Genomic DNA, 18,243 nt, shown 5'->3' with positions numbered 1-18,243 from the left:
TGTTTGTCGAGCGGGATTATGCCCGAAATCGGCAAGCCGACCAGAGAAGGATTATGCTTTCAGGGGTAATTTTGTGCTGCAGAATTTGATTGCCAACGGACAGTCGATGAGGACGGTTTCGCTGCCCCGCGGCCGCCAGCGATTGCATGCCATGCCGACGAGCTCCGGCTATGAAGTGCGCGAGAACGAACCCTATGACTGGGATGGCCGCAGGCGCGGCCAGACGCCCTTCACCGTGCTGCAGCACACGATCAGCGGCACCGGCCGGCTGCGCTACCAGAACCGCAATTATCGGCTTCAGGGCGGCGATACGCTGCTGGTGCTCGTGCCGCACAATCATCGCTACTGGCTGGAGAAAGGCGACCGCTGGGAATATTTCTGGATTTCGATGAATGGCGAGGAGACGCTGCGCATTCACCAGCTGGTGCTATCAACTGCCGGCCCGGTGCTGAAACTGCAGCCCTCGACCATCGATCACCTCGCCGACTGCAGCCTGCGCCTCGTCACCGGCGCGACCTCGCCGGGGGCTGCCTCGGCGATTGCCTATGAAGCGGCAATGGCGCTCTATGACGACGTCTTCGGCTCGCCGGCCTTTGCCGCCGAACTCAGCCTGATGCAGCCGGTGATCGACCATATCAACGCCAATCTCGAAAAGCCGTTGCCGGTCAGCGAACTTGCCGGCATCGTCGGCCTCAGCCGCGCACATTTCTCGCGCAGCTTTGCCGAGAGCGAGGGCATGCCGCCGGCGGAATTCGTGCTGCAGCAGCGGCTGCAGCGCGCCGTCAAGCTTCTGACCAAGGCGGACTTCCTGCCGGTCAAGGAAGTCGCCATCATGTGCGGCTTCGAGGATCCGAACTATTTCTCCAAGGTCTTCCGCCGGGTCTACGGCACCAACCCGACGGAATTCCGCACCACCGGCATGTATGCCAGCATCGGCAAGCTGAAATAGCCGCCAGCCGGGGTTATCTCAGGCCCGCACCTCGAACACCATGTTGAACGGCGTTTCCGTGGCGCGGCGGAAATGCGTGAAGCCGGCGTCGAGCGCAACCTTGCGAAGCTTCATCTCGCCTGCCTGGGCGCCGAGCCCGAGTCCCACCTCCTGCGAGAGCGATGCCGGCGTGCAGATCATCGTCGAGGCGCCGTAATAGACGCGGCCGACGGGGTTTAGATTGTCCTTGAGATGGTCATGAGCAAAGGGCTCGACGATCAGCCAGGTGCCGTTCGGTCCAAGCGTTTCCTTGACATGCTGGCCGGCGCCGACCGGATCGCCCATGTCGTGCAGGCAGTCGAACATGGCGACCATATCATAGCCGCGGCCTGGAAATTCCGCCGCCCGGCTTTGCTCGAACGTCACCCGGTCGCCGACACCTGCCTCTTTCGCAGCCGCCTTGGCTTTTTCGATCGACGGGCCGTGGTAATCAAAGCCGGTAAAGTGGGAGGCGGGATAGGCCTGCGCCATCAGGATGGTCGAGGCCCCATGGCCGCAGCCGACATCGGCGACTTTGGCGCCGGCCTTGAGCTTTTCCTCGACCCCGGAAAGGGCGGGAATCCATTCGGCGACGAGATGGCTGTTATAACCCGGGCGGAAGAAGCGCTCGGTTCCCCGGAACAGGCAGGTGCTGTGCTCGTGCCAGCCGAGGCCCCTGCCGGTGCGGAAGGCGTCGGCGACCTTCGGCTCGTCCATCCACATCGATTGCACCACCTCGAAGGCGCCGACGAAGAAGGCCGGGCTGTATTCCTCGGCAAAGACCATCGCCTGCTCCGGCGTCAGGCTGAAACGATCGGTTTTTTCGTCATAGACGATATAATCAGCCGCCGCCTGGGCGCTCAGCCATTCCCGAAGGTAACGCTCCTTCACCCCGGTCTTTTGCGAAAGCTGCTGGACGTTCATCGGCGTCCCATCGGCCATCGCCTTGAAAATTCCCACCTTGTCGCCCAGCACGACCAAGGCGCCCGACATGGCGGCGCCGACATCACCGACCAGCCGGCCGACGAGTGCATCGAGTTTCTGCATATCCGGCTCACGCATTGTTTCCTCCCAAGCGCGTGTTTCAGGAGTTTAAAAATTAGACTTTAATAATATACAGTCAATCAACCTTCCCTATCAGGGGATAAGTCTGAAGTATTAAGGGTCAAAAGAATGCCGGGGTTGGAATAACACGCGGGGTAGCTGTCAGACGCAACCGGAGCGCTTTGCAGGCGGGTTGTAAAGCCCCTCCCCCCACACAAGGGGGAGGGGCTAACCCGCAGCATCCGCCTGCAAAAGACATCAGCCTTTCTGCAGATGAAACGTTGAAGTGAAAAGCGTCCGAAGCGGCATATAAGCCCTCCCCCTTGTGAGGAGGGTTGGGGAGAGGTCTTGGCCAATCGCGAAACTGACAGCCGTGCTCACCATCCATGCTCTCATCGTCGCTTGTGCAAGATTGCATTTTTTATATAATCCGCCCCACGACACTTTCGACGCAAGGCTATCATGACGGACCTGTCTTCCGCCCAATGCCGCGCCGCGCGCGCCCTCCTGGACTGGTCGCAGGACGATCTCTCCTCGGCGGCAAACGTCGCCAAGGCGACGATCGCCAATTTCGAGGCGGGCAAACGCTCCCCCTATGACCGGACCCTTCAGGATATGAAGCAGGCCCTGGAAGCAGGTGGCGTCGTTTTCATCCCGGAAAACGGTGGAGGGGCCGGTGTGCGCCTTGCCAAACGCGCAAATTCGATCGACACCAACGAGGCCGAAACGGTTCAATATGAAGAGTATCTCGAAAACGACGCGCCGCCCGGCGCGGGTGGCTGACTGATGACAAAGAAAGAAAAGCTGGAACACTCGGAATTGGCCGGAGAATTCACCGATGACGGGATCACCGTGCTCGTCGATATCTTCCGCACATCCGGCAGCAATGAAGACTGGACGATGGAAGTCGTCACCCAGGCCGAGGATCTGATCCGCTGGGACGAACCCTTTGCCACCGACCGGGAAGCCTTCGACGAATTCCTCGCCACTGTCGCTCGCGATGGCATTCGATCCTTTCTCGACGATGAAGAGCCGTCCGTTCACTGAGGAATCGTCGTGAAAAGCATAAATGATCTGGTCGCCTCTGCGAAAACCGTCTGCGACCGATACCGGGCCGGGCGAATGGAACGCGAGACTGTGCGCGAATGGGTCCTCGGCCTTGGCGCCTATCCAGGCCCGCATGGAGACCGCGTGCGCGAAGCGATGGATTGGTTCCGCCTGCACAATCGCGAGCCTGTTTCCGACGACATCGTGCTGGTCGATATCGACCGGCTACAGGCGATTTCAGCGCCGTGATCCTCCGGGGCGCCTGGCGTGCGCCGCTGGCGCAATCACGCCGGTCCTCGGCGGCGTAGGACCAATGACGGTCGTCAGCCTGATGCATAATGCCCGCGTCGCAAGTCGAGGGCGGCTGGCAAAATTTAGTTCGTCCGATCAGTAGAAGGAACAGCACGTGGCAGCATTTCCGGAAAAGGCAAAGGTCGTCATCATCGGCCTCGGCGGTATCGTCGGCGCCTCCATCGCGCATCATCTCGTCGAGCGCGGATGGGACGATATCGTCGGCATCGACAAGTCGGGCATCCCGACCGATATCGGCTCGACAGCCCATGCCTCGGACTTCTGTTACACCACCAGCCACGACTATCTCTCGGTCTGGACGACACAATATTCGATCGATTTCTATGAGAAGATGGGCCACTACGCCCGCATCGGCGGCCTCGAAGTGGCGCGCACCGGCGACGATGCCTGGATGGAAGAGATCAAGCGCAAGCTCTCCTCGGCACGCGCTTTCGGCACGCGCGCCCATTATGTCAGCCCTTCCGAGATCAAGGAAAAGTTCCCACTGATCGAGGAAGATCAGGTGATGGGCGGCCTTTACGATCCGGATGCCGGCCTCGTCATTCCGCGCTCGCAGACCGTTGCCGGCAAGCTGGTCGATGCCGCCGAACAGGCCGGCAAGCTTAAGGTGTTCGGTAATACGCCGGCCAAGTCATTGATCGTCGAAGGCGGCCGCATCAAGGGCGTCGTCACCCATCGCGGCACTATTATGGCCGACCACGTCATCGTCTGCGCCGGCCTTTGGGGCCGCCTGATCGCCGAGATGGTCGGCGAAGACCTGCCGGTCATGCCGGTCGATCATCCGCTCACCTTCTTCGGTCCCTATAACGAGTTTGAAGGCACCGGCAAGGAAATCGGCTTCCCGCTGCTGCGCGACCAGGGCAACTCTGCCTATATGCGCGATACCGGCGACCCGGCGACGACCGAGGGCGGTCAGATCGAGTGGGGCTATTACGAAGCCAACAATCCGCGCATGTGCCATCCGCGCGATCTTCTCGAAAAACACGAAGCGCGCCTTTCGCCGTCGCAGCGTGACCTCGAGATGGAACAGATCATCGAGCCGCTCGAGCGCGCCATGGAACTGACGCCGATCCTCGGCGAACTCGGCTATAACGAGGGTCACTCCTTCAACGGCCTGCTGCAGGTTTCCGCCGGCGGCGGCGCGTCCTGCGGCGAGAGCCAGAAGGTCAGGGGTCTTTGGTATTGCGTTGCCATCTGGGTCAAGGACGGCCCGGGCTACGGCAAGCTGATCGCCGACTGGATGACCGACGGCCGTACCGAAATCGATCACAACAGCATCGACTACGCCCGCTTCTATCCGCATCAGTTGACCGAAGAATTCATCGAAGGCCGCTGCTACGAAGCCGCTCAGAAGATCTATTTCCCGGCCGTTCACACCCGCGAACCCTATCTATCCGGCCGCAACGCCAAGCGCTCGCCCTTCTACGAGCGCGAAAAGGAGCTGGGCGGCTACTTCATGGAACTGGGCGGTTGGGAGCGTGCGCACGGCTATGCCGCCAACGAGCACCTGCTGGAGAAATATGGCGACCGCGTGCCGGTCCGCGAGAACGAATGGGACAACCGCCATTTCTGGCGCGTGTCGAATGCCGAGCATCTGGCGATGAGCGAGGATTGCGGCATCGTCAATCTCAGCCACTTCCACATGGTCGATATCGAGGGACCTGACCATGTCGAACTGATGGAATGGCTGTGCGCCGCCAAGGTCGGCGGCGATGCCAACATCGGCAAGGGCGTCTACACCCACTTCCTCGACGACGAAGGCATGGTCCGCGCCGATTTCACCGTCTTCCGCATGGCCGACCGCTGCCGTCTCGTCAACGGTGCCGATGCCGGCCCGCGCGACCTGCACTATATGAAGCGCGTCGCCGAAGATCGCGGCCTTGACGTCACCATCACCGACGTCTCGGAAAAATTCGTGACGATCGGCATCTGGGGTCCGAACGCCCGCGACACGCTGAAGAAGGTCGTGGCCGATCCGGCCGGGCTCGATCAGGAAAACTTCGCCTTTGCAGCGATCAAGCCGATCGAAATCGCCGGCAAGACGGTCACCGCCTTCCGCATCTCCTATGTCGGCGAGCAGGGCTGGGAACTGCATATGAAATACGAAGACGGCCTCGCCGTCTGGGATGCGCTGCGCTCGACCGGCGTGATGGCCTTCGGCGTCGAGACCTATGCAAACTCGCGCCGCATGGAAAAGAGCCTGCGCCTGCAAAACGCCGACCTGCTGACCCAGTACAACCTGATCGAAGCCGATCTCGCCCGTCCGAAGGTCAAGGAAGCCGATTTCCGGGGCAAGGCGAAACATCTGGAATACAAGGCGCGCGAACACCAGCCGGCCATGCTCTGCACGCTCGTGATGACGGAGAATACCGACAAGTCGGGTGTCAAGCGTTACCCGCTCGGCAACCTGCCTGTCGTCGATCCCGCCACCGGAGAGGTCCTGGTCGACGAACTCGGCCGCCGCTCCTACACGACCTCAATCGCATACGGTCCGACTGTGGGAAAGAACATTGCGCTCGCCTACCTGCCCTGGTCGCATTGCCAGGTCGGACGCAAGCTGAATGTCGAGTATTTTGCCGAGACCTATCCGGTGGAAGTCGTCGGCGTCGGCTACAAGCCCATCTACGACCCGGAAAATCTGAAGCCGCGTACGTAGCGCTCAAGCACTTGTGGCGCCCCATTCGGGCGCCACAGTCGTTCTAAGCCTATGTTCTAGTCACCGTCGCCATTGCCATTTTCGAGGCCATCGCCCGGGGCTCGGCTCGGAACGAAGCGTTTCGAGATCAGCCAGCAGCCGAGCGCCCAGAGGGCCCCGGCGCACCATCCGGCGAAGACATCCGTCGGGTAATGGACGCCGAGATAAATCCGGCTCAGGCCGATGATGACGGCGAGGAAAACGCCGGCGGCCATGACGAAGATCCGCGTCGAACGGTAACGCTGCGTGCGGGCCAGCAGTGCCCCGAGCGTCAGATAGGTCACGGCCGAGACCATGGCGTGGCCGGAGGGAAAGCTGAGATCGCTGACCTCGACGAGATGCGGGACGATGTCTGGACGCGGCCTGGCGACGAGAATCTTCAGCAGTGTGCTTGCCAACCAGCCTGATAGTACCGAGGAAAAGACGAAGATCGCGATCGGCCAGCGCCGGTCAAGCAAGAGATAGACTGTGACGAGAGCGGTCATTAGCGAGAGAACGGTGATGCCACCGAGACTGGTGATGTCGCCGACGGCATGCGTCAGCCAGCCGGGGCCGATCGGCACGCCAAGCTCACCCGGCCGTCGCAACGCCAGCAGGATCGTTTCGTCGAAACGGAGCGTCTCGCCTTCGAGAACCTCGCTCGTCAGCCGCTGCAGCACGAACAGCCCGCCCGCGACTGATGCCAGCATGATGAGCGTCAGCGGCTCATATGCGGTGAGCCTCGCCAAAAATCCGCGTCGTTGAACCTCGCTCATGCCTGCCGTCACGCTCCTTCACTTCATGTCGATCTACGCCAGATCGGCAAGGTGAGCCGCAAATTCAAGCCCTTGCGGCATTCGAAGCCAGCCGGTAGCAAAAGCTCAACCTTCTTTTGTTATGGCTGGAGCGGATTGTCCTGGAGATGATTTCGGCGATGAAAATTCTGACAGCGATGGTTCTGATGGCGGCTGTCCTGCAGCCGGTCGCCGCCTTGGGCGAGACCGAATGGATGGGTGGCGCAAGACAATGGTCGGTCGGCTTCTCAAGCGAGCGCCCTGCCTATTGCCGGCTGCTGTGGAACAGCGAGCTCGGCAAGACCATGGAATTCCGCCAGACCGCCACAGAAACCTTCTGGCTGGTCACCAAGGACAGCTGGGATATTCCGGCCGGCACCACGACCGAGGTGACGCTGACCGATCGTTCGATGACGAAAGTCGTCGCCGCCGAATTCTTCGACAAGACCACGCTTCGCCTCTGGCCGCCGGCCAGCAAAGGAAGCGGCGGCCTGAAGAAAATTATCAAGAACGCCTTTGGCGGAACCCCTGACGTACAGCTGACCTTTGCCGGCGACGAAGGCGACTGGACGCTGCCGCTGTCGCGGGTGGATCAGCTCTACCCGACGTATCGTGACTGCCTCAAGCGGCTCGAGGCCGGCGAAAAGCCCAAGCAGGATTCCGCCACCAGCAAGCCGTTCTGACAATTTTCTGGTTCAAACGATCGGCGGCGGTGCGGTCTCGCGGATCAGGCTGCGCGCGGCCTCGATATCGCCGTTCAGCGGCCGCTCGTCGCCATAATGGGAGATGCGCTCCCGCACCGCCTGATAGACGATATCCGTGCCTGGCGCCCGCGGCGCGGTCGCCGCCAGGAAATCATGCGCCTGGGCAGCCGCCATCAGCTCGATCGCCAGGATATATTCGGCATTGTCGATGACCGCGAGCAGTTTGCCGGCGGCGGCTGTCGGATGGGCGAGGAAATCCTCCTGCAGGCCGGAGGTCAGGCCGCCGTCCATCGCCGCGGGTGCGGCGAGGCGGCGGTTCTCGTTATTGAGGGCGGCGGCGGTATATTGGGCGATCATGAAGCCGGAATGGCTGCCGGCATCGCTCGCAAGAAACGGCGGCAGGCCGCTTACCAGCGGATTGACCAGCCGGTCCATGCGCCGTTCGCTGATCGCGCCGATCTGCGCCAGCGCAATGGCGAGGCTATCGGCCGCCTGCCCAAGCGCCGGGGCGACGGCATGCGCCTCTGAGGAAACGATGGGCTGCTCCGGCGTGCCCGACACAGCCGGGTTGTCGGTGACGGAAGCGAGTTCCTGATCGGCGATGCGGGCGGAATTGTCGAAGACATCGCGGGCGGCGCCATGGGCATGCGGCACCGAGCGAAGGCTGAGGGCATCCTGGGTGCGCCGGCCGAAGGCGGCGGCGACGAGGCCGCTGCCCTGGAGGCGGGCGCGCAAGCTGGCGCCGACCTTGTCGATCCCGGCAGATGGGCGCAGCGCCAGCACCGCCTCGTCGAAGGCGGCGATCTGGCAGCCTGCCGCCTCAAGCGTCAGGGCCGCGATGGCATCGGCCCAGTCGAGCAGCGGTTCGGCGCGCGAAAGCGCGATAGCTGACAGCCCGGTTGCGCAGGCCGTGCCGTTGACGAGGCTCAGGCCCTCCTTGGCGCCGAGCACCAACGGCTGCAGGCCGATCGCCGCCAGCGCCTCGCGGCCGCTCATGCGCCGCCCGGCCACGGTGGCACTGCCTTCGCCGATCAGGACGAGCGCGGTGTGAGCGTTGTGGGTGAGATAACCGGCCGAGCCCTTCGACGGCACGTCGGGAATGCAGTCATGCTCCAGCATGGCCGTGAGATACTGGACGATCTCGCGCCGCACACCGGAATGGCCATGGGAAAAATTGGCGATCTGGGCGGCGATGATGGCGCGCACTTCGCGAGCCGCCAGCAGCGGTCCCACGCCGCAGGCGTGACTGAGCACGATGCTGCGTGACAACAGGCTCTGCGAGGCCCGGTCGACGACGGTATCGGCGAGCGCTCCGACGCCGGTGTTGACGCCATAGGCGCGCACGCCGGTCTCGACGATGCGCGCAACGATGCGGCTTGCCTGCTCGACCCGCGCCCAGGCGGCCGGCGACAGCGCCAGCGCTTCCCCTGCCCCGACGCGCGCGACACCGCGCCAGGTCAGCACAGTCTCGATGGTGATCGTCATTGACCGCTTCCGAAATGGCCGATGAACTGGCGGAAGGCGGGTGTGGCGCCGCCGGTGAACATGTCGTCGGGCTTGCCGCTGCTTTCGACCAGCCCTTCGCGCATGAAGACGACGCGGTTGGAGACGTTGCGGGCAAAGCTCATCTCATGGGTGACGACGAGCATGGTCATGCCTTCTTCGGCAAGCGCGCGCATGACGCGCAGCACCTCGCCGACGAGTTCCGGATCGAGCGCCGAGGTCGGCTCGTCGAAGAGCATCACCTTCGGCTTCATCGCCAAAGCGCGGGCGATTGCGGCGCGCTGCTGCTGGCCGCCGGAGAGATGGGCGGGATAGGCATGGCGTTTATCGGCGATCCCGACCTTTTCGAGCAGCGCTTCGGCCTCGGCAATACAGTCGGCGCGCGGCCGCTTCAGCACATGGATCGGGCCCTCGATGACGTTCTGCAGGATCGTCATATGGGACCAGAGATTGAAGGACTGGAACACCATGCCGAGCTCGGAGCGGATATGGTCCACCTGCTTCTGGCTCGCCGGTTTGCTCCGCCCGTTCTTGTGCACCATCTCGATGTGCTCGCCATCGACCCAGATCTCGCCGTCGCTTGCGGTTTCGAGCATGTTGATGCAGCGCAGAAAGGTGGATTTGCCGGAGCCGGAGGCGCCGAGCAGCGAAATCACATCGCCGTCCTCGGCATCGAGGGAAATGCCGCGCAGGACCTCGTGTGTGCCGAAGCTCTTGCGGATATTGCGGACCGAAAGTCGGGTAACGCCTGGCATAGTTGCTCCAATCTTCAAAAACTGCTTACGCCTTCAGCGGCTGCGGGGCCGCGCGGCGGTGTCGGGACAGCGAATATTCGAGCAGGGCCATGCCCTGCAGGATGATGAAGTTCAAAACGAGATAGATGATCGCCGCGCAGAGGAAGACTTCCATCGTGCGGTAGGTCTGCGAGATCAGCCGTTGGGCGACACCGGTGACCTCCCAGACAGTGACGAGGCTTGCGAGCGCCGTCGATTTCATCATCAGCACGATCTCGGTGGAATAGGCCGGCAGCGCATGGCGAAAGGCGATCGGCGCCAGGATGCGGCGCACCAGCAGGAAGCCGGACATGCCGATCGAGCGCGCCGCCTCGATCTCCTTCGGCGAAACGGCGCGAATGCCGCCGCGAAAAATCTCAGCCGTGTAGCCGGCGGTGCAGAGCGCTAGCGACAGCACGGCGCAGACCATCGGCTCGCGCAGGAACGGCCAGAGGAAGGAATAGCGGATGACGCCGAACTGGCCGAGGCCGTAAAACACCAGGAACATCTGGATCAACAGCGGCGAGCCGCGGAACACGAAGATGTAGCCCTTGGCGAAACCGGACAGATAGCGGTTGCCGCTGACCCGCATCGAGACGATGACGAGCGCCAGCAGGCCGCCGAAGAAGATCGACAGCGAAAACAGGATCAGCGTCGTCGGCACGGCCTTGAGCAGGGTAACCATGGTCGACGCGAGAAAGGTGAAATCCATCATCGCCTCCTTACGCCTGGCCCATGGCGGATGCCGGCATGCTGCGGTTGGCGCGGCGTTCCGCACCGTTGAAGATGCGGTCGGAAAGGCTGGTCAGGATCAGATAGAGGCAGCCGCCGGCGATGAAGAACAGGAAATATTGTCGGGTAGAACCCGCCGCCACCTGGCTGGTGCGCATCAGTTCGGCAAGGCCGGTGACCGAGATCAGCGCCGAATCCTTGAGGCTGAGCTGCCAGACATTGCCGAGGCCGGGAATGGCCAGCCGCAGCACCTGCGGCATGATGATGCGGCGAAAGCGCATGGCGCGATGCATGCCGATCGCCGAGGCCGCCTCGAGCTCACCCTTGGAGATGGCGAGGAAGGCGCCGCGAAACACCTCCGCCTGATAGGAGCCGGAAATGATGCCGACGGCCAGCGCCCCGGCGGCAAAGGAAGGCATGCCGAGAAAACCCTCGTAACCCATCGCCTTGCCGATCGCGGTGACGGCCGAGGAGCCGCCGAAATAGATGAGATAGATGATCAGCAGTTCCGGCACGCCGCGAAACACCGTCGTATAGACATTGCCGAGCGCCACAAGAACGGGATTGCCGGAGAGCTTCGCCCCCGCGACGATCGCGCCGAGCACCGCGCCGATCGACAACGCCGTCGCGGTGACGGCGAGCGTCATCAAGGTGGCGAGAATGAGCAGCGCGCCCCATCCCGTCGAGCCGAAGCCAAGCAGTTCCAAGCTTGCCATATCGTCCGTTCCCCGTCCGTGGCAGTATTTTCTGGATCGAGAATAACACGCGGTCTCCGGCGACAAAGCCGGAGACCGGCGCCTGCGGCCAAAAGGCCGAAGCGCTTACTGCTGCGGGCTGACGTCGACCTGGAACCACTTCATCGAGAGGTTCTTGACGGTGCCGTCGGCGAGTGCGGACTTGATCGCCTCGCTGAACTTGTCGCGCAGGTCGGTATCGGCCTTGCGGACGCCGAGGCCTTCGCCCTCGCCCCAGATCGAGCCGACGATCTCCGGACCGGTGAAGTCGAGCGCGCCGTTGGCGGTCTTGAAGGCATTGGCGAAATAGACGGCGTCGTCGAAGCCGAGGTCGATGCGGCCGTTCTGCAGGTCGAGGTCGCGGTCGGCGCCGGTCTTGTACTCGCGGATCTCGGCAATATCGCCGAAATTGTCATAGACGAACTTGGCGTAGACGGTCGCCGCCTGGATGCCGATCGTCTTGCCCTTGAAGGCTTCCTTCAGCGCGTCGATCTCCTTCACGCCGGTCTGGCCGGGCGTCATCTTGATCGTGGAGCCGGTGCCGGCGGCTTTCGCCAGCGGGCTGTCCTTGGCGGTGGCGAAGGCGGCGGGCGTGGCTGCATAGGGAATGGTGAAATCGATCACCTGCTTGCGCTCTTCGGTGATCGACAGCGCGTCCATGATGACGTCGAACTTGCCGGCGTTCAGCGCCGGGATCATGCCGTCCCAATCGGAAGCAACGAGCGTGCATTCGATCTTGGCGCGTTCGCAGAGCACCTTGGCGAGCTCCGGCCTCGAAGCCGCCGAGCGTGCCGTCGGCATTGGTGAGGTTCCACGGCGCATAGGCGCCCTCGAGCGTGATCGTCGCCTTCGTCCAGTCCTTGGCGAAAGCGGGTGCTGCGAAGGCGGAAAGAGCGGCGACGCCGCAAAACAGGATTGCGCTGAATTTCATTGATGATTCTCCTCTGGAGTTGAAACAGACCTTGCGGCACCACGCCGATCTTCGCCGGCTTGCCCTTTCCGTCCTATTTCTGCGTCCAGGACCGATTGGGAGGTTGTATATGGTACCATATGAGATATTCTGTGATATGCAAGAGGAAAGTCGATTTAGGTGGCGAATTCCATTCGTGCAAAAGGAATAGGCAATGAAGCGTTCCGGCGAGATGAAGCGCGAACTGGCGGAAAATGATAGCACGCCGCTTTACGCAGGCGTCAAGCAGGTGATCCTCGACCGCATCCACAGCGGCGAATGGCCGCCGAAATACCGCGTGCCGTCGGAAAACGAGCTGGTCGTCGAGCTCGGCGTCAGCAAGATGACCGCCAACCGGGCGCTGCGCGAACTTGCCAATGAAGGCGAACTCGTCCGCATCCAGGGCGTCGGCTCCTTCGTCGCCGAACGCAAGGGCTATTCGGCGCTGTTCGAAGTGCGCAACATCGCCGAGGAAATCGCCGAACGCGGCCATGTCCATGAGGCCTCCGTCGTCGTTCTCGCCCAGGAAACGGCGTCTCCCGAGGTTGCCGACGCGCTGGAACTGCCGATCGGCGCTGCGGTTTTCCACTCCCTGATCGTCCACAGCGAAAATGGCGTTCCAGTGCAGATCGAGGACCGTTTCGTCCATCCGGAAGCCGCCCCGGAATATCTCGCTCAGGATTTTTCGACGCTGACTCCGAACGCCTATCTAACTGCGGCCGCCCCGCTCAGCGGCTCCGAGCACGTCGTCGAGGCGGCGATGCCGCAGGCCTGGGAATGCAAGCTCCTGACCATCCTGAAGACCGAACCCTGCCTGACGATCCGCCGGCGCACATGGTCGGCAAAACAGGTGGTCTCGACAGCCCGCCTCGTCTATCCTGGCTATCGCTACCGGCTCGAGGCGCGCAGCGGCAAGATGTTCGAGGAATGAAAACAGGTGCCATGTTGTATATGGAACATGGCTTACTGTGATGCCGGCGTGAAACGCGCCACCAGGGCGTGGCGATCGCCGGGATAGGTGAAGCGCACATGGGTCACCGGCCCGGCGCCACTCCAGGTGCGGCGCTCCACCACCAGGCAGGCGGTGTTGCGGGCAATGTCGAGGGCGGCGGCCACCTCGGCGCTGGCGGAAACGGCGTGGATCCGGTGTTCGGCGGTGCTCCACGGCACCTGGTTGAGCAGCCACGGCCCCGGCGCCACCGTCAGGAAATCGGCATCGGCCGCCTCCGGCACGGTCGCAAGGCTGATCAGCCGCTCCTCCAGGCAGAAGGGCCGCGTGCCGGCATTGTGGATGCAGACCACCTCGACGACCGAGGACGCCGCAGGCAGCTCCAGCCGGCGGCTGTCTTCCGCTTTGGCTTTGCGGCTCGCCGTCTTCAAAACCGCATAGGCGTAGGGCAGGTTCAGCGACTGCACCTCGGCCTTGATGTCGTGGATTTCGAGAACCGCCGATTGGGCCTGCGGCTGGGTGACGAAGCTGCCGGATTTCTTGCGGCGCTCGATCAAGCCGGCCTTGGCGAGCTGGGTCAGCACCTTGTTCACCGTCATGCGCGAGACGTCATATTGGGTAGCGAGATCGACCTCGAAGGGGATACGGTGCCCCGGCGGCCATTCGCCCGAGACGATACGGCCCTCTATCTCGCCGAGGATGCGCTGGTGCAAGGTGGGATCCCTGCTTTGGTTCATCGCCACGTTCCCATTGATCTCCCGCTCTAGATCGAATGCCTGCTTATGAAAAGCGCTTTTTCAGCCAGCCAGCAATTCGCCCATCGCGGCAAGGAACCGCCGGTCGATAGCCTCGCGCCCGACATGACGCCCACCCGCCACCTGCTTGCGGCCGCGCGCCCAGACGCAATCGATGGAAATGCCGCCGGCAAACAGCCAGTGATCGAGGATCTGATCGCCGGAGAGATAGGGAACGGCTGACATATCGAGCGAAACGAGATCGGCGTGATGGCCTTCAGCGATACCGGCCGGGGCTTTCAGCGCCGCACCGCCGCCGGCAAGCGCCTGGTTGAACAGGCAAAGCGCCGTCGAACCGCCGGGTGCTGCGACGACATTGCGGGCGCGCAGCGCCAGGCGCTGCGAATATTCGAGCTGGCGCAATTCTTCCGGCAAGGAGATCAGCACGTTGGAATCCGAGCCGATGCCGTAACGGCCGCCCTCTTGAAGGAAAAGGGGCGCGGCAAAGGCGCCGTCGCCGAGATTGGCCTCGGTGATCGGGCAGAGGCCGGCGATCGCGCCGCTATTCGCCATACGCCGCGTCTCGTCCTCGGTCATGTGAGTTGCATGGATCAGGCACCAGCGCTCATCCACCGGCATATGATCGAGCAGCCATTGCACCGGCCGCGCGCCCGACCAGGCGACGCAGTCCTCGACCTCCTTCACCTGCTCGGCGACATGAATATGGATCGGGCCATCGCCCGCCATCGGCATGAGCTTCGCCAATTGCTCCGGTGTTGCGGCGCGCAGGCTGTGCGGCGCCAGTCCGAGTTCGGCGCCGTCGAGCCGGCCAGTCACCGCCCGACATCCCTCCATCAGCCTTTCGAAGCTTTCGAGCGAATTGATGAATCGCCGCTGGCCGTCGATCGGCTGAGCGCCCCCGAAACCGGAATGGGCGTAGAAGACCGGCAGGAGGGTCAGACCGATCCCGGTCTCTTGGCTCGCAGCACCGATGCGCTCGGCAAGCTCGGCGATATTGGCATAAGTGCCGCCATCTCTATCATGGTGGAGATAGTGGAATTCGCCGACGCGGGAAAAGCCAGCCTCCAGCATCTCCGCATAAAGCTTGGCGGCCACCGCCTCGACATGTTCAGGCGTCATCGCCAAAGCAAACTTGTACATGACCGTGCGCCAGCTCCAGAAGCTGTCGTTTGCCGGGCCGCGCACTTCGGCAAGACCCGCCATCGCCCGCTGGAAGGCATGGCTGTGCAGGTTGCACATGGCCGGAACGATCAGAGCATGGCGCTCATCGCCGGGCGCGGCGGCAACGCCCACCTCGAGCTGGGCGATGCGCCCGGCCTCGAGCGTCAGTCGCACATCCTTCTGCCAGCCCTGCGGCGTCAGCGCCGTGTCTGCGTGAAGTGTGGTCATGGCCTTCCCTCTCCTCTTGCAGTGCCGCCGATCTTTCTTTTCCAGAAGAGCGCGCAAAATTTCTCTTGTCACCTGCTTATTATGTATATACATGTTTCAGCATAAAGAAAGGCGCAAAGCTGATGACCGGGAACAATTTTTCAGAGGAAACCTCGTCCGCAGAAGACCGCCCAGTGCTTTGGCGCAATGCGCGGCTCGCCACGCTGGCGCCTGGCAAGGAAGGGCTCGGCATCGTCGAAAAGGGTGCCGTGCTGGTCGAAAACGGAAGCATCGCCTTTGCCGGCGCCGAGAGCGAGCTGCCGGCATCGGCGATCGAACACTCCGAAATCGTCGATCTCGAAGGCCGCTGGGTCACGCCCGGTCTTGTCGACTGCCACACCCATATCGTTCACGGCGGCAACCGCGCCCGCGAGTTCGAAATGCGCCTGGCAGGCGCGACTTATGAGGAGGTCGCACGTGCCGGCGGCGGCATCGTGTCCTCGGTGAAAGCGACCAATGCTTTGTCGGTCGAGGAGCTTGTCACCCAGGCGCTGCCGCGGCTCGACACGCTGCTTGCAGAAGGTGTCACCACGATCGAGATCAAATCCGGCTACAGCCTGAACCGGACCGGTGAAGTGAAGATGCTGCAGAGCGCCCGCCTGCTCGGCCATGTCAGACCGGTGCGCGTCATCACCAGCTATCTCGGCGCCCATGCGACGCCCGTGGAATATAAGGGTCGCAACGGCGATTACCTCGATGATGTCGTCCTGCCCGGTCTCGACGACATACATGGCCTCGGTCTTGCCGATGCTGTCGACGGCTTCTGCGAGGGCATCGCGTTTTCCACGACCGAGATCGCCCGCGTCTTTAACAAGGCCAAGGCGCTCGGCCTGCCGGTCAAGCTGCATGCCGAGCAGCTCTCCAATCTCGGTGGCGCCAAGCTCGCCGCATCCTTTGGCGCCCTTTCGGCCGATCACCTCGAATATCTCGACGAGGATGGCGTTGCGGCGATGGCTGCAGCCGGCACCGTCGCCGTGCTGCTCCCCGGCGCCTTCTACGCCATCCATGAAAAGCAGAAGCCGCCGGTAGAGGCGCTGAGGCGGGCAGGCGTGCCGATCGCGATCGCCACCGACTGCAATCCCGGCACCTCGCCGCTCACTTCGATGCTGCTCACCATGAACATGTCGGCCACACTTTTCGGCCTCACCGTCGAGGAATGCATCGCCGGCGCCACCCGTGAAGGTGCGCGCGCGCTCGGTCTGCTCGACAAGACCGGAACGCTCGAAGCCGGCAAATCCGCCGACTTCGCCATCTGGAATATCGAAAGCCTCGCCGAGCTCGTCTACCGCATCGGCTTCAACCCGCTTTACGCACGCGTCTTCAAGGGCGAAAGGAACGGCCGATGACCATCACGCTCCACCCGGGCTCCGTCTCGCTCAAGGATCTGGAAACCATCTACTGGACGGGCGTGCCGGCAAGGCTCGATCCCGCTTTCGATACTGGCATCGCCAAGGCCGCTGCCCGCATCGCCGAGATCGCTGCCGGCAACGCGCCGGTCTACGGCATCAATACCGGCTTCGGCAAACTCGCCTCGATCAAGATCGACAGCGCCGACGTAACGACCTTGCAACGCAATCTCATCCTGTCGCATTGCTGTGGCGTCGGCGCGCCGCTGCCTGAGAATATCGTGCGGCTGATCATGGCGCTGAAGCTGGTCTCGCTCGGGCGCGGCGCCTCCGGTGTGCGGCTGGAACTGGTGCGGCTGATCGAGGGCATGCTGGAAAAGGGCGTCATTCCGCTGATCCCGGAAAAGGGCTCGGTCGGCGCCTCCGGCGATCTTGCGCCCCTTGCCCATATGGCGGCGGTGATGATGGGTGAGGCCGAAGCCTTCTTCGCCGGCGAACGCCTCCCGGGCGCTGAAGCCCTCGAAAGGGCTGGCCTCAGACCGATCGTGCTTGCCGCCAAGGAGGGCCTGGCGCTGATCAACGGCACCCAGACCTCGACGGCGCTGGCGCTTGCCGGCCTCTTCCGCGCCCATCGTGCCGCGCAGGCAGCTCTCATCACCGGCGCAATGTCCACCGATGCCGCCATGGGCTCTTCGGCGCCCTTCCATCCGGATATTCATACATTGCGTGGCCATAAGGGCCAAATCGACACGGCGGCTGCGCTTCGCGCGCTGCTTGAAAACTCGATCATTCGCCAGAGCCATATCGAAGGCGACGAGCGTGTGCAGGATCCCTATTGCATCCGCTGCCAGCCGCAGGTCGACGGCGCCTGCCTCGATCTGCTGCGCTCGGTTGCCCGCACCCTCGAAATCGAGGCCAATGCGGTCACCGACAATCCGCTGGTACTGTCCGACAATTCCGTCGTCTCCGGCGGCAATTTCCACGCCGAACCCGTCGCCTTCGCCGCCGATCAGATCGCACTTGCCGTCTGCGAGATCGGCGCGATCTCGCAGCGTCGCATTGCGCTGCTGGTCGATCCGACCCTCTCCTACGGCCTACCGGCCTTTCTGGCCAAGACGCCCGGCTTGAACTCCGGCCTGATGATCGCCGAGGTGACGTCTGCGGCCCTGATGTCCGAGAACAAGCAGATGTCGCACCCGGCCTCGGTCGATTCGACGCCGACCTCGGCCAACCAGGAAGACCATGTCTCGATGGCCTGCCATGGGGCCCGCCGCCTGCTTGGCATGACCGAGAACCTGTTCGGCATCATCGGCATCGAGGCGCTGACCGCCGCCCAAGGCGTTGAACTGCGCGCGCCGTTGTCGACGAGCCCGGAGCTTGGCAAGGCGATCACCGCGATCCGCAGCAAGGTCCCGAGCCTCGACGTCGACCGCTATATGGCAAACGACCTCGTCGCCGCTGCCGAGCTGGTGGCGACGGGCGCGCTCAACGCCTCGGTTTCATCTGGCATATTGCCGGTATTGGAGGGCTGA

At 63.0% G+C, this 18,243-nt stretch carries 17 protein-coding genes and 1 pseudogene; 9 read left to right on the top strand and 9 right to left on the bottom strand.

The window, feature by feature from the left end:
- Positions 1–106: 106 nt before the first annotated feature.
- Positions 107–949 (top strand): AraC family transcriptional regulator, encoded by an 843-nt coding sequence (locus MF410_RS24700; RefSeq protein WP_097625579.1) that lies wholly within the window; start codon positions 107–109, stop codon positions 947–949.
- Between the two features lie 18 nt (positions 950–967).
- On the opposite strand, the gene MF410_RS24695 is transcribed toward MF410_RS24700, so the two are convergent.
- Complete coding sequence (locus MF410_RS24695) at positions 968–2,029, bottom strand: class I SAM-dependent methyltransferase (protein ID WP_239620576.1); 1,062 nt, start codon at positions 2,027–2,029, stop codon at positions 968–970.
- 444 nt (positions 2,030–2,473) lie between these two features.
- Here MF410_RS24695 and MF410_RS24690 point away from each other — a divergent pair, with 444 nt between their 5' ends.
- The 4 genes from MF410_RS24690 to MF410_RS24675 all read left to right on the top strand — a co-directional run bounded on the left by MF410_RS24690 (position 2,474) and on the right by MF410_RS24675 (position 6,026).
- Positions 2,474–2,794 carry a helix-turn-helix transcriptional regulator gene (locus MF410_RS24690; protein ID WP_097625539.1) on the top strand — a complete coding sequence of 107 codons (321 nt, stop codon included), beginning with the start codon at positions 2,474–2,476 and terminating at the stop codon, positions 2,792–2,794.
- Positions 2,795–2,797: 3 nt separating this feature from the next.
- Entirely contained in the window at positions 2,798–3,058 is a 261-nt protein-coding gene (locus tag MF410_RS24685) for a hypothetical protein (RefSeq protein WP_088940643.1), read from the top strand.
- Between the two features lie 9 nt (positions 3,059–3,067).
- Positions 3,068–3,307, top strand: coding sequence for a hypothetical protein (locus tag MF410_RS24680; protein WP_097625540.1), 240 nt, complete (start codon positions 3,068–3,070; stop codon positions 3,305–3,307).
- 157 nt (positions 3,308–3,464) lie between these two features.
- Positions 3,465–6,026: an FAD-dependent oxidoreductase gene (locus MF410_RS24675; protein WP_222135145.1), complete on the top strand. Its 2,562-nt coding sequence runs from the start codon at positions 3,465–3,467 to the stop codon at positions 6,024–6,026.
- A 56-nt stretch (positions 6,027–6,082) separates the two neighbouring features.
- Here MF410_RS24675 and MF410_RS24670 read toward each other — a convergent pair whose 3' ends face one another.
- Positions 6,083–6,820 carry a phosphatase PAP2 family protein gene (locus MF410_RS24670; protein WP_097625543.1) on the bottom strand — a complete coding sequence of 246 codons (738 nt, stop codon included), beginning with the start codon at positions 6,818–6,820 and terminating at the stop codon, positions 6,083–6,085.
- A 158-nt stretch (positions 6,821–6,978) separates the two neighbouring features.
- Here MF410_RS24670 and MF410_RS24665 point away from each other — a divergent pair, with 158 nt between their 5' ends.
- Positions 6,979–7,521, top strand: coding sequence for a hypothetical protein (locus MF410_RS24665; RefSeq protein WP_131711545.1), 543 nt, complete (start codon positions 6,979–6,981; stop codon positions 7,519–7,521).
- A gap of 12 nt (positions 7,522–7,533) precedes the next feature.
- Here the strand turns inward: MF410_RS24665 and hutH (MF410_RS24660) are convergent, their stop codons facing one another.
- The 5 genes and pseudogenes from hutH (MF410_RS24660) to MF410_RS24640 form a co-directional block, all read right to left on the bottom strand.
- Complete coding sequence (gene hutH / locus MF410_RS24660; RefSeq protein ID WP_131711546.1) at positions 7,534–9,027, bottom strand: histidine ammonia-lyase; 1,494 nt, start codon at positions 9,025–9,027, stop codon at positions 7,534–7,536.
- Positions 9,024–9,800 carry an ATP-binding cassette domain-containing protein gene (locus tag MF410_RS24655; RefSeq protein ID WP_003595156.1) on the bottom strand — a complete coding sequence of 259 codons (777 nt, stop codon included), beginning with the start codon at positions 9,798–9,800 and terminating at the stop codon, positions 9,024–9,026. Before MF410_RS24655 ends, hutH (MF410_RS24660) begins: the two co-directional genes overlap by 4 nt.
- A gap of 25 nt (positions 9,801–9,825) precedes the next feature.
- Positions 9,826–10,530 (bottom strand): ABC transporter permease subunit, encoded by a 705-nt coding sequence (locus MF410_RS24650; RefSeq protein WP_097625545.1) that lies wholly within the window; start codon positions 10,528–10,530, stop codon positions 9,826–9,828.
- A gap of 10 nt (positions 10,531–10,540) precedes the next feature.
- On the bottom strand, positions 10,541–11,266 hold the full coding sequence (locus MF410_RS24645; RefSeq protein WP_239620575.1) for an ABC transporter permease subunit: 726 nt from the start codon (positions 11,264–11,266) through the stop codon (positions 10,541–10,543).
- 105 nt (positions 11,267–11,371) lie between these two features.
- Positions 11,372–12,215 (bottom strand): annotated as a pseudogene (locus MF410_RS24640) (transporter substrate-binding domain-containing protein).
- Positions 12,216–12,408: 193 nt separating this feature from the next.
- Here MF410_RS24640 and hutC (MF410_RS24635) point away from each other — a divergent pair.
- The gene (gene hutC, locus MF410_RS24635; protein WP_097625548.1) at positions 12,409–13,164 is read left to right on the top strand and encodes a histidine utilization repressor; all 756 of its coding nucleotides are present in this window, start codon (positions 12,409–12,411) and stop codon (positions 13,162–13,164) included.
- Between the two features lie 32 nt (positions 13,165–13,196).
- On the opposite strand, the gene hutC (MF410_RS24630) is transcribed toward hutC (MF410_RS24635), so the two are convergent.
- Together hutC (MF410_RS24630) and MF410_RS24625 are read right to left on the bottom strand one after the other, a co-directional pair.
- A complete protein-coding gene (hutC, locus tag MF410_RS24630; protein ID WP_097625549.1) occupies positions 13,197–13,919 on the bottom strand; it encodes a histidine utilization repressor in 723 nt (240 codons plus the stop codon).
- Between the two features lie 60 nt (positions 13,920–13,979).
- Positions 13,980–15,326 (bottom strand): formimidoylglutamate deiminase, encoded by a 1,347-nt coding sequence (locus MF410_RS24625; RefSeq protein WP_222135148.1) that lies wholly within the window; start codon positions 15,324–15,326, stop codon positions 13,980–13,982.
- Positions 15,327–15,448: 122 nt separating this feature from the next.
- Between MF410_RS24625 and hutI the strand changes: the two genes are divergently transcribed.
- Together hutI and hutH (MF410_RS24615) are read left to right on the top strand one after the other, a co-directional pair.
- On the top strand, positions 15,449–16,711 hold the full coding sequence (hutI, locus tag MF410_RS24620; protein ID WP_222135149.1) for an imidazolonepropionase: 1,263 nt from the start codon (positions 15,449–15,451) through the stop codon (positions 16,709–16,711).
- Positions 16,708–18,243, top strand: a complete 1,536-nt coding sequence (gene hutH, locus MF410_RS24615; RefSeq protein WP_239620573.1) for a histidine ammonia-lyase — start codon at positions 16,708–16,710, stop codon at positions 18,241–18,243. The genes hutI and hutH (MF410_RS24615) overlap by 4 nt, the downstream gene beginning before the upstream one ends.

The sequence above is a fragment of the Rhizobium sp. C104 genome (assembly GCF_022354505.1).
Taxonomy (GTDB): domain Bacteria; phylum Pseudomonadota; class Alphaproteobacteria; order Rhizobiales; family Rhizobiaceae; genus Rhizobium; species Rhizobium redzepovicii.
The sequence above is the reverse complement of the archived record's forward strand: the minus strand, read 5'-3'. Positions and strand labels throughout refer to the sequence as shown.

Excerpts from the sequence above, each read along its gene's own strand:
- MF410_RS24700 (WP_097625579.1), top strand. The coding sequence starts at position 107 with ATGAGGACGGTTTCGCTGCCCCGCGGCCGCCAGCGATTGCATGCCATG.
- MF410_RS24695 (WP_239620576.1), bottom strand. The coding sequence starts at position 2,029 with ATGCGTGAGCCGGATATGCAGAAACTCGATGCACTCGTCGGCCGGCTG.
- MF410_RS24690 (WP_097625539.1), top strand. The coding sequence starts at position 2,474 with ATGACGGACCTGTCTTCCGCCCAATGCCGCGCCGCGCGCGCCCTCCTG.
- MF410_RS24685 (WP_088940643.1), top strand. The coding sequence starts at position 2,798 with ATGACAAAGAAAGAAAAGCTGGAACACTCGGAATTGGCCGGAGAATTC.
- MF410_RS24670 (WP_097625543.1), bottom strand. The coding sequence starts at position 6,820 with ATGAGCGAGGTTCAACGACGCGGATTTTTGGCGAGGCTCACCGCATAT.
- MF410_RS24665 (WP_131711545.1), top strand. The coding sequence starts at position 6,979 with ATGAAAATTCTGACAGCGATGGTTCTGATGGCGGCTGTCCTGCAGCCG.
- hutH (WP_131711546.1), bottom strand. The coding sequence starts at position 9,027 with ATGACGATCACCATCGAGACTGTGCTGACCTGGCGCGGTGTCGCGCGC.
- MF410_RS24655 (WP_003595156.1), bottom strand. The coding sequence starts at position 9,800 with ATGCCAGGCGTTACCCGACTTTCGGTCCGCAATATCCGCAAGAGCTTC.
- MF410_RS24650 (WP_097625545.1), bottom strand. The coding sequence starts at position 10,530 with ATGGATTTCACCTTTCTCGCGTCGACCATGGTTACCCTGCTCAAGGCC.
- MF410_RS24645 (WP_239620575.1), bottom strand. The coding sequence starts at position 11,266 with ATGGCAAGCTTGGAACTGCTTGGCTTCGGCTCGACGGGATGGGGCGCG.
- hutC (WP_097625548.1), top strand. The coding sequence starts at position 12,409 with ATGAAGCGTTCCGGCGAGATGAAGCGCGAACTGGCGGAAAATGATAGC.
- hutC (WP_097625549.1), bottom strand. The coding sequence starts at position 13,919 with ATGAACCAAAGCAGGGATCCCACCTTGCACCAGCGCATCCTCGGCGAG.
- MF410_RS24625 (WP_222135148.1), bottom strand. The coding sequence starts at position 15,326 with ATGACCACACTTCACGCAGACACGGCGCTGACGCCGCAGGGCTGGCAG.
- hutI (WP_222135149.1), top strand. The coding sequence starts at position 15,449 with ATGACCGGGAACAATTTTTCAGAGGAAACCTCGTCCGCAGAAGACCGC.
- hutH (WP_239620573.1), top strand. The coding sequence starts at position 16,708 with ATGACCATCACGCTCCACCCGGGCTCCGTCTCGCTCAAGGATCTGGAA.